Source organism: Micromonospora sp. DT228 (assembly GCF_049841595.1).
GTDB lineage: Bacteria > Actinomycetota > Actinomycetes > Mycobacteriales > Micromonosporaceae > Micromonospora.
Map to the genome: position 1 here is coordinate 146141 of NZ_JBNCKO010000001.1, position 15680 is coordinate 161820.

Sequence of the window (15680 nt, forward strand, 5' to 3'; positions counted from 1 at the left end):
CTAGTAGGTTCGGCGACGTGAGTGTGGCGCGAAGCACGGACCCGGATCAGATCGGTTTCGACCCGACGCGGTTGGCGCGGATCGACGAGCACTTCGGCCGGTACGTCGACGACGGCCGGCTGGCCGGTTGGCAGGTGGTGGTCACCCGTCGTGGCGAGGTGGCGCACTCCTCGACGTACGGGCTGGCCGACCGGGAGTCGGGCGCACCGGTCGAGGCCGACACGCTCTGGCGGATCTACTCGATGACCAAGCCGGTCACCTCGGTCGCGGCGATGATGCTGTGGGAGGAGGGCCGGTTCGAGCTGACCGACGAGATCAGCCGCTGGCTGCCGGAGTTCGCCGACCTGCGGGTCTACTCCAAGGGGTCGGCGCTCAAGCCGTTCACCGTGCCGGCGACCGAGCCGATCCGGGTCTGGCACCTGCTCACCCACACCGCCGGGCTGACGTACGGCTTCCTACAGACCTCGGTGGTCGACGGGCTCTACCGGGCCGCCGGTTACGACCTGCACCCGCCGGACGACGTCGACCTCGCGGGCGCCTGTGCGGCCTTCGGCGAGCTGCCGCTGCTGTTCCAGCCCGGCTCCGCCTGGGGCTACTCGGTCGCCACCGACGTGCTCGGCCGGCTCGTCGAGGTGATCTCCGGGCAGAGCCTCGACGCGTTCTTCGCCGACCGGATCTTCGGCCCGCTGGGCATGACCGACACCCGCTGGTGGGTGGACGGCGACGAGGCCGGGAGGCTGGCCGCGCTCTACGTACCGGACCCGCGCAGCGGCCGGGCCGTCCGGCACGACAGCGTCGGGGCCCGCGCGTACCGCAAGCCGACCCTGTTCTCCGGCGGTGGCGGTCTGATCTCCAGCGCCGCCGACTACCACCGCTTCACACAACTGCTGCTGCGCGGCGGGGAACTGGACGGGGTCCGGCTGCTCGGGCCGCGTACGGTGCGGTTCATGACCCGCAACCACCTGCCCGGTGGCCAGGATCTGGGCACGCTGTCCACCGGCGGCTTCGCGGAGACGACCCTGGACGGGATCGGCTTCGGCCTCGGGTTCGCGGTGGTCGAGGACCCGATCCCCAGCCGGGTGCCGAGCAGCGTCGGCGAGTTCTACTGGGGTGGGGTGGCCAGCACCGCCTTCTGGGTGGACCCGGCCGAGGAGGTCACCGCGCTGCTGTTCGCCCAGCTGATGCCGTCGAGCACCCACCCGCTGCGATCCCAGCTGCGCCAACTCGTCTACGCCGCCCTGGTCGACTGACCGGTACGACCGCCGGGCCGCTCGGCGCGGACCTTCGCGGACCGGCGGCAGCGACGCCGTGCCGACCCGACCTGTGTGTCGCCGCCGCTGTAGAGCTGCCCCAGATGTGGGGCACGCGGCGGCCAGCTATCCCGGCAAGCGCGCCGCACCCCGAGCGCGGCGCACCCCGAGCGCGGCGCACGCCGAGCGCGGCGAGCGACCTGCCGCCACCGGCCGCCCCATATCCGGGGCAGCTCTACAGCACGACGGTCGCACCCCGAGCGCGGCGAGCGACCTGCCGCCACCGGCCGCCCCATATCCGGGGCAGCTCTACAGCACGACGGTCGCACCCCATGACCTCCGCCTCGGGTGTCCGCGGTGGTCGGTGGTCGAGGTGATCGGGGGGCGCGCTGGCCTACCAAGCGCGGTCGACCTCAGTCGGCGAGGCGGGCGGGGAAACCTCCGGTGGCGATCGGGCCCCAGGCGTCGATGGTGACCCGGATCAGTGACTTGCCCTGGCGCACCATCGCCGCCCGGTAGTCGTCCCAGTCCGGGTGCTCGCCGGAGATGCTGCGGAAGTAGTCGACGAGCGGCTCCACCGCCTCGGGCAGGTCGAGCACCTCGGCGGTGCCGTCGATCTGCACCCAGGGGCCGTTCCAGTCGTCGCTGAGCACGCACGCCGAGACCCGCGGATCGCGGCGGATGTTCGTCACCTTGGCCCGCTCGGGGTAGGTCGAGACCACCAGCCGGCCCTGCCCGTCGATCCCCGCCGAGACCGGGGAGGACTGCGGGCGACCGTCGGCCCGGGTGGTCATCAGCAGGACGCGGTGACGCGGCCGGAGGAAGTCGAGCAGGCTGTCCCGGTCGACCCGGGTGTTCCGTGCGATGCTGCGCGCCATTCCCCGTTCCTACCAGGGCGCGGGCGGAGCGGCGGCGGCGGGTCAGTGGGGCCGGGCCGTGGAGCGGCGCGCCGCCTGGGTGGGCACCCGGGGGCGGCCGGAGGGACGCCAGGACCGACCGTTGGCATAGATCACCCGGAAGCCGAGGTACGAGGCGAGCGGCGCCCAGTGGGCGGAGCCCATCCGCAGCTCGGCGGCATTGTGCCGCTGACCGTTGGCGAGCACGTCGAGCAGGACGGTTTCGAAGGCCGCCGATTCGACCCAGTCCACCTCGCGGCTGAACCCGCAGATCAGCGCCGCCCCGGTGATCTCCAGGAACTCGCGCAACACCGCGTCCGAGGCGCGCAGCACCGAGCAGCTGCCGAAATAGAGTCGGCGCCCCTCGGCGCGGCCGGCCATCAGGTCGGCCACCTCGTTCAGCTCCACGGACTGCCAGTCGGTGAGGCAGAGCCGGCTCGGCTCGCCGTGCATGGCGAAGAAGCCCACCCGGTGGTCGGCGTACTGCTTGAGCAGCCAGCGGTCCAGGAAGTAGAACAGCTCGTCGCGCGTGGCCGCGTCCTTGTGGATGAAGCGGATCTTGCCGAGCCGCTCCAGCAGCTCAAGGGTGGGCAACACGGAACCCCGTTCGTTGAGGTCCCGGTGCCACTGACCCTCGACGCAGAAGACGCCACCGCGTGCCACGTGCACCTCCGCCAGTCCGCCGTCCGGGGCTGACGTTACCGCCCGCCGATGGCCACGGAACATCACCCTCGGTGTAGTTGATTGCGACGTTCGGTGTGCTTGGCCATGGTTGGGCCCGGCAGGGGCGATCGGTGGGGAATGGCTGTTTCGTAAATCAGCCTAATTGCCAGCCAATACCCAGGGACGACAGTTTGTGAGGACGATTCTCGTTAATCACCTCCAACGGCCCCGATGAGTGTCAGGGTGGAAATCACGGGACTTCTCGGTCGATGTCCTGGAGCCACCCCATTCGCTCTCCTATCGGGAGGACTTCTGTGCGCGTAAACACCTTGAAGCGAGTCGCCGTCGCATTCGCCCTGGCGCTGCCCGGGGCAGCAATCGCCACGGTGGTCGCCGCGCCAGCGGCACACGCGGACGGCTGTTACACCTGGAACCGCAACCTGTACCAGGGACGCTCGGGCGACGATGTCCGCCAGTTGCAGATCCGGATCGCCGGCTGGGCCGGCTACCGGGACATCGTGGAGAACGACGGCCTCTTCGGGCCGAAGACCGCCGCCGCGGTCAAGCGGTTCCAGCAGGCGTACGGGCTGCGTGCCGACGGCGTCGCCGGCCCGCAGACCTACACCAGGCTGTACGAGCTACAGGACAACGACTGCACGCCCGCGCACTTCAGCCACAGCGAACTGGATGACGGGTGCGGCGGGTCCGGTTACAGCGGTGGCCCGCTCTCGGCGGCCCAGACCCGGCAGAACGCGCTGCGCACCATGTGGAAGCTGGAGGCGCTGCGCAAGAGCCTCGGGGACAAACCACTCGACGTGTCCAGCGGCTTCCGCAGCCGTGCCTGCAACAACCAGGTCGGCGGCGCGTCCGACAGCCAGCACCTGTACGGCATGGCGGCCGACGTCACCCCGCGGTCGTCCACGCTGTGCCAGGCCGCCCGCAGTGCCCGCAGCAACGGCTTCAGCGGGATCTACGGGCCGGGCTATCCCGACCACGACGACCACGTGCACGTCGACTCGCGGCGGGAGAACAACAGCGACGACACCTCCAACACGACGAACTGGTCAGCGCCGGACTGCGGGGTCGGCAACTGAGCCGTCCGCCACGCGCGTGACGTCGGCCCGACGCGGAGGGGATCTTCGCGCCGGGCCGGCGTCCTGTCGCCCCGGGTCGGGCGGACGGGTGCTCAGCTCGCCCGGGGCCAGCGCGGCGCGGTGACCGGGCGGGTCACCGGCCGGCCAGCGGCGGTGGGCCGTACCCCGGGCGGGACGGCCCGCGCGGCCTGCTGCCGCGACGGCCCGGTCGCCGTGAAGGGGAAGGGCACGTGCACGAACGGGTTGCCGTGCCGGATCACCGCCTCGATCTGCCGCTCGTTGAGCCCGTGTGTCTCCAACACCCGTCGCCCCCAGCGGTGCAGGCGGCACGGGTAGGAGGCGCCGTCGTTGCGGCACAGCGGCCCCGTGGGCCACTCCTCGGCGGTGTGCACGACCACCGCCCGGACCGCGAGCCGAACGTCCTCCGGGGTCAGCGGTGCCGGCATTGGCACCTCCCCCAGTACCTGATCGATGGGATCCGTCGACTGCTCACCAACTCGCACGGCAGGCCTCCCGCAGCTCGGCAGCGGTACGGCGGACTCACCGCACCGACATCCTCGGCCATGGGTACGGCCGGCACCCGACGAAAGTTCAATCCCGGTACGCGCTAAGCAGATCCTCCGGCGACAAAACGTTCAGCCCGTCGACGCAGGTGCCGCTGCGCGCCACGGCAAGTGTGGGTACCGACTCGTCGGCGCCGGGCAGCTGGGACCGGTGCAGGAGCAGCCGGCCGAGGTCATGCGCGTCAAACGGCCGGTTCTCCTGCCATTTGATCGACCCGACGAAGCTGATGCGCCGAGCGACGGGCTCCCGGTCGGCACCGACTATGTCGATTTCCGGATCGTTTGTCCGGGTCCAGTAGCCACCGACCGTCGCTGCCTCCGCCGGCAGGTGCTCGCCGGGCAGCCGGCGCAGCGCCTCACGAACGACAGGTTCGATGGCCCGCCCTCGCCAGGACGTCCAGGACCGGAGGATCCGGGCCAGGGTTAGATCACCCCGTCCCCGCTCGATCTCGGAAAGGTGTGGGCCCAGGAAGGACAGCCAGAAGCGCAGGTACGGATCAGCCACCGTGTACCGGGTTTCCCGCGATGGCCTGGTGGACAGCGGAACGGTGACCTCCACGGCCCGCTTCTGCGTCAGCAGGCGCAGGGCGCGGTTGAGCGACGCCTGCGGAAGATCCCCCGCCGCGCGGGAGATCAGCGAGAAGGTCCGCTCACCGGAGCCGATGGCCCGCAGCACCAGACCCGCCTGAGACTGGGGCGGGAACTCCGCAGCCAGCGCCCGTTCGCCGCTGACCAACAGGGCCGAGGTCGGGTCCCGTACGGCGTCGGCCAGATAGTCATGCACCGACACGCCGGTCGGCCACTCGTCGAGGATCAGCGGCAAACCACCTGACACCAGGTAGGCGTCGAACGCGTCGGCGGCGGACAGGTCCAGCATGACGCGAACGTCGGCCGGGCTCAACGGCGGGATAACCATCTCGGTGGCCCGCTGGTGGAACGGCCGACCGTAGTCGTTCAGGGCCTCCATCATCGCCAGATCCGATCCGACACAGATCAGCAGGACCGGCCGTCGAGAAAGCTCACGATCGAAGATCTTCTGCAGCGTCCCCTCGAAGCCCGGGTCGCCCGCGATGAGGTACGGCATCTCGTCGAGGACGACGACGCTCGGCCGGTCGATCGGCAGCGCGGCGGCGAGCAGGCTCAGCGCGGCATCCCAGGTCTGTGGTTGCTGCTCGCGAAGGAGCTGTGCGCCCGGCAGCGTCGAGGCTGCCGCCTCCTCTACGAAGAGAGCGAGGTCGGCGGCGACGCTCGGCTGCGCGGAGGCGGTGAAGAAGAGGTACGGCACCTCGGCGCGCTCCACGAACTCCTCAACCAGCCGGGACTTGCCCACCCGTCGGCGACCGCGCATGAGGAGTGCGCGACCCGGCCGACCAGCCCTGCCGCCCCGTTGCACCCGAGCGAGCATGCCGCTCAGGAGCTGAAGCTCACGGTCCCGACCGACAAAACCGTCCACGACCACCCCTGAGACAACCAACGATGAAACAACCAAGTTTGAGTGTAACCTCATACGTGTTGTCGCGATGGGCGGTTGCCCCGGCACGACCGGCGGCAGGCTCAGACCAGGCCGGCGTCGTGCACGAGCAGGGCCACCTGGACCCGGTTGTTCAGGTCGAGCCGGGTCAACAGCCGGGAGACGTACGCCTTCACCGTCGCCACGCTCATGAACAGCTCTCCCGCGATCTCCGCGTTGGTCTGACCCCGCCCCAGGGCGACCGCCACCTGCCGCTCCCGTTCACTGAGCCCGGTGAGCAACCGCAGCGCCCGCTCCCGGCGCGGGTCCGGGCCGACCGGACCGGGAGTGGCGGCGGTCACGTGGGCGATGAGCGTCCGGGTCACCGTCGGGGAGAGCGTCGCCTCGCCGGCCGCCACCCGTCGCACGGCGTGCACGATCTCCGCCGGCGGGGTGTCCTTGAGCAGGAAACCGGCAGCCCCGGCGCGCAGTGCCCGCAGCACCTGCTCGTCGGCGTCGAACGTGGTCAACACCAGCACCTCCGGTGGGTGCGGTTGGGCGCGCAGCGCCTCGGTGGCGGCCAGCCCGTCCACCCGCGGCATCCGGATGTCCATCAGCACCACGTCCGGGGCGTACGCGGCGACGGCGGCCGGGACCTCGCTGCCGTCGGCCGCCTCGCCGACCACCGTCAGGTCCGGCAGGCCGCCGAGGATCATCGAGAGGCCGGCCCGGACCAGGGCGTCGTCGTCGACGATCAGCACGCGCACCGACGGCACGACCGACTCTGGCCCCGACGGCGCGGCCCTCGCACCCGATGGCCCGGCCACACCCGCGTGCCCCGCCACACCCGATGGCCCCGTCACACCCGACGGCCCCGCCACACCCGACGGCCCCGCCACACCCGACGGCCCCGTCACGCCGGCCACGGCAGCCAGGCGGCCAGCCGGAAGTCGCCCGCGTCGTCCCGACCGTAGGCGAGCCGACCGCCGGCCAGCGTGACGCGCTCGCTGATGCCCACCAGGCCGGTGCCGGAGCCCGGCAGCGTGCCGCCGGCCGGTGCGCCGACCGGCCACCGGTTGCCGATCGCCACGGTCAGCCCGGCGCCCGGCCCGCCGGCCACGTCCACCCGGACCGCCGCGCCGGCCGCGTGCTTGCGGGCGTTTGTCAGCCCCTCCTGCACGATCCGGTACGCGGCCCGGCCCAGCGCCGCCGGCACCTCCTTTGACCGGTCCACGGTGTCGATGACGTTGACGTTGACGCCAGCCGACCGCGACTCGGCGATCAGGGCCGGTACGTCGGCGAGAGTGGGCTGCGGCGGCTCGGGGGCGTCGCCGTCGGTGCTGCCCGCGGCCCGCAACACCCCGATCACCTCCCGCAGGTCCTGGAGGGCGGCGTGTGCGCTGCCCCGGATCACCCCGGCGGCGCGGGCCACCTCGTCGGGCGGTGCGTCCGGGCGAAACTCCAGCGCGCCCGCGTGCAGGCTGAGCAGCGAGATCCGGTGCGCCAGCACGTCGTGCATCTCCCGGGCGATCCGGGTGCGTTCGAGGTGGCGGGCCTGGCTGACGCGGAGCTGCTGCTCGGCCTCGGCCCGCTCGGCGCGCTCGCGCAGCGACACGATCAACTGCCGGCGGGCCCGGACGAACATCCCCCAGGCCAGCACGGCGAAGCTGAGCACCACGCCCCACGACGCGGTGGCCCAGTATGGCCAGGCCGGGTCCGGGCGCAGCCAGGTGAAGACCAGGTTGGTGACCAGACCCGCGCCGGTCACCGCCACCGCGATGGCGGTCCGGCGATGCACCACGACGGTGAAGAACAGGATCGCCAGTGGGATGGCGGCGGCCAGCGAGAACATGGTCAGCGGTGTGGTGGCCAGCAACAGCCTGAGTGGCCACCGCCGGCGCAGCCAGAGCAGCCCCGCGCAGGCCAGGCCGATCAGCGCGTCCGCGACTGTCATCCAGTCGTGCGGCAGCGGAACCGAGATCGCCGGATCCGGCGACAGTGCGTCCGCGGTGACGAACAGCACCCAGAGCAGCGAGACCAGGAACGCGACGCTGTCCACGATCCAGTCGCGGGTAGTGCGGCGCGGATGGGTGCGCGCACGGCCGGCCGGCACAGCCAGCTCCCCTGGCAGCAGCCAGGGGTGCTCCGGGACGGCGACGCTGCTCACGCACCCATGCTAGGCAGGATCGGGCCCCGACAACCAGCTACCAAAGTCGAGACCCCTCCGTCGACCAAGGTCGACGGGGCACCGACCGGTGGCCGCAGCGGATGGCCGGGCGGCGCGGGCAGGCTGATCCGCATGATCACGGTAGAGAACCTCACCAAGCGATACGGGCCACACCCGGCCGTGGACGACGTGTCGTTCCAGTGCGAGCCGGGCACCGTCACCGGCTTCCTCGGCCCCAACGGCGCCGGCAAGTCCACCACCATGCGGATGATCTGCGGGCTCACCGCGCCGAGCGCCGGCCGCGCCACCGTCGCCGGGCACCCGTACCGGGAGCTGCCCAACCCGGGGCGGGAGGTCGGCGTGCTGCTGGACGCCTCCGCCCAGCACGCCGGGCGCACCGGCCGCGAGGCGTTGACGCTGTCCGCGTACACGATGGGTCTGGATCGGCGTGAGGTCGCCGCGAAGCTGGACCTGGTCGGGTTGAACGCGGTGGCGGCGAAGCGTCGGGTACGGGCGTACTCGTTGGGCATGCGCCAACGGCTCGGGCTGGCACACGCGCTGCTCGGCGACCCTCGGGTGCTGATCCTCGACGAGCCGGCCAACGGCCTGGACCCGGAGGGGATCTTCTGGATGCGCGGCCTGCTGCGCGACTTCGCCGACCGGGGCGGCACCGTGCTGCTCTCCTCCCACCTGCTGCGCGAGGTGGAGGCGGTCGCGGACCGGCTGGTGGTGATCGGGGGCGGCCGGATCGTGGCCCAGGGCAACAAGGACGAGCTGCTGGCCGGTGGCGGCACCGTGGTCCGGGCCCGCGACGACGCGGCGCTGCGCCGGGCGCTGGAGACGGCCGGGTTGAGCGCCGCCGACAGCTCCGAGGGGCTGCTCGTGCAGGCCGACGCCGAGGCGGTCGGCCAGGCCGCCGCCGATGCCGGCGTCGCGCTGGCCGAGCTGCGGCCCGCCAGCGGCGGTGGCCTCGAACAGCTCTTCCTCACCCTGACCGCCGGCGAATCCACCAAGGAGGCCGTCCGATGACCACCACCACCGCGCCCGCCGTCGGCGCCGTCGCGCCCCGGCACCACACTCCGGTACGCCGTCCGTCGCTGCTCCGGCTCTCCGCCGTGGAGGTGCGCAAGCTCGTCGACACCCGGGCCGGCCGTTGGCTGCTGATCACCATCGGTCTGGCCACCGCCCTGATCGTCACCCTGCAACTGATCTATTCGAAGGAGGCCGACCAGACCTTCCTCAACTTCTTCGTCCCCTCGCTGCTGCCGGTGTCGGTGCTGCTGCCGGTGCTCGGCATCCTGTCGATCACCAGCGAGTGGTCGCAGCGGACAGCCCTCACCACCTACGCCCTGGTGCCCCGCCGGGAACGGGTGGTCGTCGCTAAACTGATCGCCGTGATGCTGACCGCGCTCGCCTCGGTGCTGGCCAGCCTCGTCTTCGCCGCCGTCGGCACGCTCGTGGCTTCCGCCACCGGTGGCGCGGGCACCTGGGCGTTCGACTGGTCGCTGCTGCTGAACGCGGTGGTCATCCAGGTCACAAGCGTGTTGATGGGCGCGGCCTTCGGCCTGCTGCTGCTCAACCCGCCGTTGGCGATCGTCGGCTACTTCCTGCTGCCCACCCTCTGGGGGGTGCTCGGCGAGATGGTCAAGCCGCTGCGCGGCCCGTCCGAGTGGTTGGACACCAGCAAGACGATGGAACCGTTGTTCAGCAGCGACGCCGTCACCGGCGGGCAGTGGGGGCGGATACTGGTGTCCCTGCTGGTCTGGATGGTCCTTCCGCTGGCCGCCGGCCTGTTCCGGACGCTGCGCCGCGAGGTGTCCTGAGCATGGACATGGCCGGCAATCGACCACGCACCGTCGTCAGCGGCGGCGCGACAGAGCTGGCCGTCATGTGGGGCGGCTTCCCGCTTGTCGGCGCGGGCCTCGGATGGCTCCTCGCGGCGACGACCGGTTGGCTCGCCCGGTTGCCCTGGGTGCCGTTCGGTGACCTGGTCGAGTGGCTGGACCGGCTGCCCGAGCCGCAGGCCACCGCCGGCGCGGTCGCGGTGGGCGTCCTGGCCGGCCTGGTCGTCGCCGGGATCGGCACCGCCGAACGGCTGATCGTCACCGTCGACGCGGCGCAGGTCCGGCTGCGCCGCTCCGACCAGGACCAGACGGTCGCGCGGGCCGACACCCGGGTGGTCTTCCTCGCCGACAAGCACCTGGTGCTGCTCGACGGTGACGGCGCGGAACTGGTGCGGGAGTCGACGGACCTGCCGGCCGCCAAACTGGCGGAGGCGTTCCGCACCCACGGCTGGGGTTGGGCGGACGACGACCCGCACCGGTCGGCGTACCGGCTGTGGGTGCCCGACCTGCCCGGTGTGCCAGCCGGGGCGGACGCGCTGCTGCGCGCCCGCGAGCGGGCGATCGAACGGGACCGCCGCGACGACGCCCGGGAACTGCGCCGCGAGCTGGGCCGGCTCGGGGTGGTGCTGCGCGACGAGAGCAAGCGGCAGTACTGGCGGTTGACCCCGCGGGCCGTCGCCGCCGGGCCCGAGCAGCCGACTTCGGCCGAGCGGGAGCCGGACGGGCGGTAGCGTCTGTCCCAGGAGATCCTGGGAGCCGCGCGATGACCGAACAGCAGCCGTACCGGGTGGTGTCCCGACACCCCGGCTTCGAGCTGCGTCGGTATCCGGCCCACCTGGTGGCCGAGATGCAGATCCAGGCGTCGTTCACCCGGGCGCCGATCGAGGCGTTCCGGCCGCTGGCCGCGTACCTCGGCGGCGCCAACCGGGCCCGGCACCCGATCGGGACGGCCGCGCCGCCGCTGCCCGCGGCCAGCGGCTCGGAGAAGATCGCGATGACCGTTCCGGTGGTCCAGGTGGAGGGTGAGCGGCCGGGGGCGTACCTGATCCAGTTCGTGATGCCGGTCGCCTTCACCGCCGCCACCCTGCCCGAACCTGTCGACCCGAGGGTGCGGACCCGCGAGGTGCCGCCGCAACTGGCGGCGGCGATGCGGTTCTCCGGGCGGTGGACGGAGCAGGCGTTCAGCCAACGCGCCACCATGCTCGGCCGCTCGGTCACCGCGGCCGGGTTGCAACCGACAGGCGCGATCCGGTACGTGCGCTTCGACCTGCCGTGGAAGCCGTGGTTCCTGCGCCGCAACGAGGTCGTGCTGCCGGTCGTCGAGTGAGCCGCCGGCGGCTGTCCGGCTACCGGCCGGCTGTCCGGCTACCGGCTGGTTGTCCGGCTACCGGCCGGTTGTCGGCGGTCGGCCAGGCCAGCAGCAGGGCCATCCCGAGCCCGGAGAGCAGCCCGCACAGCGAGACCAGCAGGTCGGAGTCGGCCGAGTTGATCGGGCTGTTGCCGGCCAACTCGGTGAACGTCGCCCCGACCGGCAGCAGGAACAGCAGGGGAACGGCCGCGACCAGGAGGAACGCCACCGGTCCCACGAGCGCGGCGAGGGCGGCCAGAGCGTGCCGCCGCCACACCGGCCGGTCGTCCGGCCAGTCCCAGGCCAGCAGGGTGACCCCGGTGAGCAGCACCGCCCCGAGGGCCATCTCCGGCAGGAGTCGCGTCCCGGGCGGGACGGCACGGACCAGCCCCACGCCGAGCAGCGCCGCGACGGTGAGGCCGGCCGCCAGCCCGACGCGGGACCCCGACCGCGCCGGGGCCGCCGCCAGCGCGGCAGCGACGGTCAGGACGACAAGCAGCGCCGCGGTGGCCAGGGCGCCCTGGTTCAACTCCGGCTCCCGGTCCGTGGGCGACTCGATGCCGGCCGCCACGATCGTCAGCACCCCGGCCACAGACGCCGCGCCGGTCACGACCTTCCGATCGACGTCCGGGGGCAGGCCGCGTTCCCAGCCCACCAGGGCCACCGTCAGCACCCCGAGAACCGCGCAACCGCCGACGGCGAGCAGCACCGTCGCCTGGACGCCGATCGGATCGACCCGGTCGATCGCGAGGTCGGCGGCAACCCAGAGACCACCGAGCACCACAGCCGTACGGCTCCAGTGCCGGAGACCCCGACCGGCCAGCACCAGCCCGAGCGCCACCGCGATGATCGCCATGAACCGCAGGTCGCGCGCCCAGTAGGTGTTGTTGCCCGGCAGGCGCTCCGACCACGGGCCGATCGGCTCGGTAAGCGGTTGCAGCACGGTCACGCCGAACGCCCAGAGCACGACGGCGGCGCAGGAGAGCAGCAGCCCGAGCGGCCGCGCGGATCGCATCCGTGGACGGTAGCGGCCCGGTCGCTCTCGCGGGGGGCGGGGACGCCGTGCGGTGCCGACCGGTGCCCGGGGGCGGGGGCGCCGTGCGGTGCCGACCGGTGCCCGCACGGGACGGTGCCGCCGTCATCCGACGATGCCGACAGGTGACCGTGCGGGGCGGTGCCGCAGCAGCCGCCACGTCGGCAGGATGCTGGCCACCGCGGCGAGCAGCAGGCACAGCCCCACCGCCCCGGCGATCACCGACCACGGCACCACCAGGTCGACGGGCGCGCCGACCTGCTCGGCGAGGCCGGCGCGGATGCTGAGCAGACCGACGAAGGCGACCGTCCCACCGAGCAGCGCGCCGATCAGCACCACCAGGGCGGACTCGGCCGTGACCAACCAGATGACCTGCCGCCGGGTCGCCCCGGCCAGGCGGATCAGCCGCAGGTCGGCAGCCCGGCCGGCAGCGGCCAGCAACACCGTGTTGGCCACCGCGATGGCCCCGTAGCCGGCCGACACACCGATCAGCAGCAGCGTGAAGAGCCAGACGAGGCGGTCCTCCGCGGCGTCAGCCTCGGCCGCCCAGGTGGCGACGTCGACGACCCGCGCGCCGACCGGAGGATCGATCCGGTCCCGGACAAACACCGTGGACGTCAGGGCCGACGGGTCGTGCGTACGCACCACCGCCCGGGGCACGAGCAGATCGCCGGGGAGCGAGTCGTCGGTGACCACGGCGACGACGCGCAGCGACACCAGTTCCCCGTCGGCGAAGACCACCGCGTACGGCTCGGACGGCCGCAGGTTCGCCGAGGCGGTCACCACCACCGTGTCGTTGCCGCGCAGGTCGTCGAGCGAGCCGGCGACGACGGTGAGCGCCCGGTTCGCGGCGGCGAAGCCGACCGGGTCCACACCGAGCGCGGTCAGTGGCTGGTCCGCCGGCACCGTCGCGGGGTCGGTACGGAAGACAGTGGTCGGCAGGAGGGCGGTGCCACCTGTCGCGACGACCGCCTGGTCCGACAGGCCCGGCGCCCGGTCGGGCAGCACGATCCAGCCGGCGTTCACGTTGTCCGCCCGACCCGCCGCGTACGCGGCCGTGGTGGTCCGCACCATCCCGGACACCAGCACCGCGAAGGCGATGGTGAGCAACACCGGGGCGGCCGTGGACGCGGTGCGTCGGGTCGCGGTCAGCGCCCCGCCCCGGACCAGCATCCCGATCGCGCCACCACGACGCCGGATCGGAGAGCGCAGCAGTCGCACCACCGGCCCGACCACCGCCGGGGAGAGCACCGTGGCGCCGGCCACCAGGGCCATCACCGCGTACAGGGCGTACTGGGCCGCGATGCGGGCCTCGTCGGCGGTCGCAGTCCCGACGCTGAGGGCGATCCCCGCCGCGACGAGCAGCGCGCCGGCACCGACCCGCAGCCGCCCGATCGGCCGCTGCTCCACCGCCGCCTCGCGCAGCGCCTCCATCGGTCGGACCCGTGCCGCCCGGCGCGACGCCGACCAGACGGCCACCAGCGCGATCACCGGCCCGGCGACGAGCGAGAGCGCGATCGGCCACGGGCTGTACCGGACCTGGAAGGTCGCAGGTTCGAAGCCGACATCGACGAGCAGCCGACCCAGCAGCGGGGCGAGCGCCGCGCCCACCAGCAGACCGACGACCCCCGCCGCCACGCCGACGACGAGCGCCTCGGCGTACACCATGCGCCGGACCTGGCGTCCGGTGGCGCCGACGGCGCGCAGCAGGCCCAGCTCACGGCGGCGCTGCGCGATGGTGAACGCGAAGGTGGAGGCGACCACGAACACCGTGACGAAGCCGGCGAGAGCCGCCGTGGCGGTGAGCACCTGCATCCCGATCCAGCGGGTGCGGGCGTCGGTACGCGGCTCCAGCGCGCCACGCGCGTCGCCGGTCAGCACCCGTCCGTCCGGTCCGACGACACCGCGCGCCGCGGCGGCGACCCGCTCGGGATCGACCCCCGGGGCGAGCACCAGCCCGATGGCCCGGACACCTGGCGCGAGCGCGGGGGCCACCTCGTCCGCGACCTGGACGCCGGGCGCGTCGACAAGACCGCTGACGGTGTACGGCTCCGATCCCGCCGCGGTGAGCAGGGTGATCTGCGCGCCGGGACGCAGCCCGAGCGCCTGGTCGACGACCACCTCGCCGGGCCGGCGGGGCGGCTCGCCGGCCGTCCGGCGCAGTCCGCCCAGCCGGACGCTGGACCAGCCGTGTCCCTGGTGGGCGTCCTCCCGCCGGGTGTCGGCGCCCGAGGGACGGCCGTCGATGAGCGGCTGGGCGTAGAAGGTCCGATCCGGCACCGCCGCCGCGACACCGGGCAGGGCGGCCAGCCGGTCGACGAGTCCCGCCGTCGCGGTGGCCGACCAGGGCCGGGTCGGCAGGAACGAGTCGGCCGACGCGCCCGCCTCGGGGCTCTGCACCACGACCGCGGCCCGCGCGAACCGGTCCGGCACCTGTGGACGGCCGGAGGCGAGCAGCAGGGTGGCCGCCGCGACGAGCGCGACCCCGATGGCGACGGCCACGAACGCGCTGGCCGACCGCCGGATGCTCACCACGACTGCTCCGCGGGCGCGTGGGCGGACGGGCTCGTCTCCCGCTCGGCGATCCGGGCGGCGACGACCGCCGCGGTGATCGGGCCGTCCAGCTCGTCGACGACGCGGCCGTCGGCGAGCAGCAGGACCCGGTCGGCGTACGCGGCGGCGGCCGGATCGTGGGTCACCATCACGACTGTCTGCCCGTGGTCGTCGACGAGCGCGCGCAGCAGCCGGAGCACCTGACGGGACGCCGCGCTGTCCAACGCGCCGGTCGGCTCGTCGGCGAAGACCACGGCCGGACGGGTGATCAACGCGCGGGCCACGGCGACGCGCTGCTGTTCGCCGCCGGACAACTCACTCGGGCGGTGCCCGGCCCGGTCGGCCAGGCCCACGGCGTCGAGCGCGGCGGTCACGTCCCGCGCCGGTGGGCGGCGGCCGGCCAGGCGCAACGGCAACTCGACGTTCTGCGCGGCGGTCAGCGTGGACACCAGGTTGAACGCCTGGAACACGAAGCCGATCCGGTCGCGCCGCAGCCGGGTCAGCTCGTCTTCGCCGAGGTCGTTCAGGCGCGTGCCGTCGATCGTGACGACCCCCTCGGTCGGGCTGTCCAGCCCCGCCGCGCAGTGCAGCAGGGTGGACTTTCCCGAGCCCGAGGGGCCCATCACCGCCGTGAACGTGCCGCTCGCGAAGCTCGTGCTCACGCCGTCGAGCGCCGTCACCCGCCGGGTTCCGGCGCCGTACACCGCGCGCAGCCCCGTCAGGGTCACCGTGTGTGTGGTCATGACCGCTACGGTGCCGGTTGCCCGGGGTGTCGCGCGTCGTGCCGGAGCGGGCACTTTCCGGCAGTCCTCCGGGTGG

At 73.1% G+C, this 15680-nt stretch carries 15 protein-coding genes; 6 read left to right on the forward strand and 9 right to left on the reverse strand.

Annotation, left to right across the window (positions count from 1 at the left end; all coding sequences use genetic code 11):
- Positions 1–17: 17 nt before the first annotated feature.
- Positions 18–1250 carry a serine hydrolase domain-containing protein gene (locus ACLQ29_RS00595; protein WP_425769704.1) on the forward strand — a complete coding sequence of 411 codons (1233 nt, stop codon included), beginning with the start codon at positions 18–20 and terminating at the stop codon, positions 1248–1250.
- A 413-nt stretch (positions 1251–1663) separates the two neighbouring features.
- On the opposite strand, the gene ACLQ29_RS00600 is transcribed toward ACLQ29_RS00595, so the two are convergent.
- Positions 1664–2128: a PPOX class F420-dependent oxidoreductase gene (locus ACLQ29_RS00600; protein ID WP_425769705.1), complete on the reverse strand. Its 465-nt coding sequence runs from the start codon at positions 2126–2128 to the stop codon at positions 1664–1666.
- Between the two features lie 42 nt (positions 2129–2170).
- Complete coding sequence (locus tag ACLQ29_RS00605; RefSeq protein WP_425769706.1) at positions 2171–2809, reverse strand: DUF6642 family protein; 639 nt, start codon at positions 2807–2809, stop codon at positions 2171–2173.
- 314 nt (positions 2810–3123) lie between these two features.
- Between ACLQ29_RS00605 and ACLQ29_RS00610 the strand changes: the two genes are divergently transcribed.
- A complete protein-coding gene (locus ACLQ29_RS00610; RefSeq protein WP_425769707.1) occupies positions 3124–3903 on the forward strand; it encodes a D-Ala-D-Ala carboxypeptidase family metallohydrolase in 780 nt (259 codons plus the stop codon).
- A gap of 92 nt (positions 3904–3995) precedes the next feature.
- Here ACLQ29_RS00610 and ACLQ29_RS00615 read toward each other — a convergent pair whose 3' ends face one another.
- From ACLQ29_RS00615 to ACLQ29_RS00630, 4 genes are all read right to left on the reverse strand, one after another.
- Entirely contained in the window at positions 3996–4349 is a 354-nt protein-coding gene (locus tag ACLQ29_RS00615; protein WP_425758044.1) for a hypothetical protein, read from the reverse strand.
- A 145-nt stretch (positions 4350–4494) separates the two neighbouring features.
- A complete protein-coding gene (locus tag ACLQ29_RS00620) occupies positions 4495–5919 on the reverse strand; it encodes an ATP-binding protein (protein ID WP_425769708.1) in 1425 nt (474 codons plus the stop codon).
- Positions 5920–6020: 101 nt separating this feature from the next.
- Positions 6021–6797 (reverse strand): response regulator transcription factor, encoded by a 777-nt coding sequence (locus tag ACLQ29_RS00625; RefSeq protein ID WP_425770145.1) that lies wholly within the window; start codon positions 6795–6797, stop codon positions 6021–6023.
- A gap of 32 nt (positions 6798–6829) precedes the next feature.
- Positions 6830–8083 (reverse strand): sensor histidine kinase, encoded by a 1254-nt coding sequence (locus tag ACLQ29_RS00630; RefSeq protein ID WP_425769709.1) that lies wholly within the window; start codon positions 8081–8083, stop codon positions 6830–6832.
- Positions 8084–8215: 132 nt separating this feature from the next.
- Between ACLQ29_RS00630 and ACLQ29_RS00635 the strand changes: the two genes are divergently transcribed.
- Genes ACLQ29_RS00635 through ACLQ29_RS00650 form a run of 4 tightly spaced genes read left to right on the forward strand, consistent with a single transcriptional unit; the run spans position 8216 to position 11254 of the window.
- Positions 8216–9112 (forward strand): ABC transporter ATP-binding protein, encoded by an 897-nt coding sequence (locus ACLQ29_RS00635; RefSeq protein ID WP_425769710.1) that lies wholly within the window; start codon positions 8216–8218, stop codon positions 9110–9112.
- A complete protein-coding gene (locus ACLQ29_RS00640) occupies positions 9109–9906 on the forward strand; it encodes an ABC transporter permease (RefSeq protein ID WP_425769711.1) in 798 nt (265 codons plus the stop codon). The genes ACLQ29_RS00635 and ACLQ29_RS00640 overlap by 4 nt, the downstream gene beginning before the upstream one ends.
- A 2-nt stretch (positions 9907–9908) precedes the next feature.
- Complete coding sequence (locus tag ACLQ29_RS00645; RefSeq protein ID WP_425769713.1) at positions 9909–10658, forward strand: YqeB family protein; 750 nt, start codon at positions 9909–9911, stop codon at positions 10656–10658.
- 32 nt (positions 10659–10690) lie between these two features.
- Entirely contained in the window at positions 10691–11254 is a 564-nt protein-coding gene (locus ACLQ29_RS00650; protein ID WP_425769714.1) for an SOUL family heme-binding protein, read from the forward strand.
- Positions 11255–11273: 19 nt separating this feature from the next.
- On the opposite strand, the gene ACLQ29_RS00655 is transcribed toward ACLQ29_RS00650, so the two are convergent.
- The 3 genes from ACLQ29_RS00655 to ACLQ29_RS00665 all read right to left on the reverse strand — a co-directional run bounded on the left by ACLQ29_RS00655 (position 11274) and on the right by ACLQ29_RS00665 (position 15604).
- Entirely contained in the window at positions 11274–12290 is a 1017-nt protein-coding gene (locus ACLQ29_RS00655; protein ID WP_425769715.1) for a hypothetical protein, read from the reverse strand.
- A 123-nt stretch (positions 12291–12413) separates the two neighbouring features.
- A complete protein-coding gene (locus tag ACLQ29_RS00660) occupies positions 12414–14843 on the reverse strand; it encodes an FtsX-like permease family protein (protein ID WP_425769716.1) in 2430 nt (809 codons plus the stop codon).
- Positions 14837–15604 carry an ABC transporter ATP-binding protein gene (locus ACLQ29_RS00665; protein WP_425769717.1) on the reverse strand — a complete coding sequence of 256 codons (768 nt, stop codon included), beginning with the start codon at positions 15602–15604 and terminating at the stop codon, positions 14837–14839. The genes ACLQ29_RS00660 and ACLQ29_RS00665 overlap by 7 nt, the downstream gene beginning before the upstream one ends.
- Between the last annotated feature and the right edge of the window lie 76 nt (positions 15605–15680).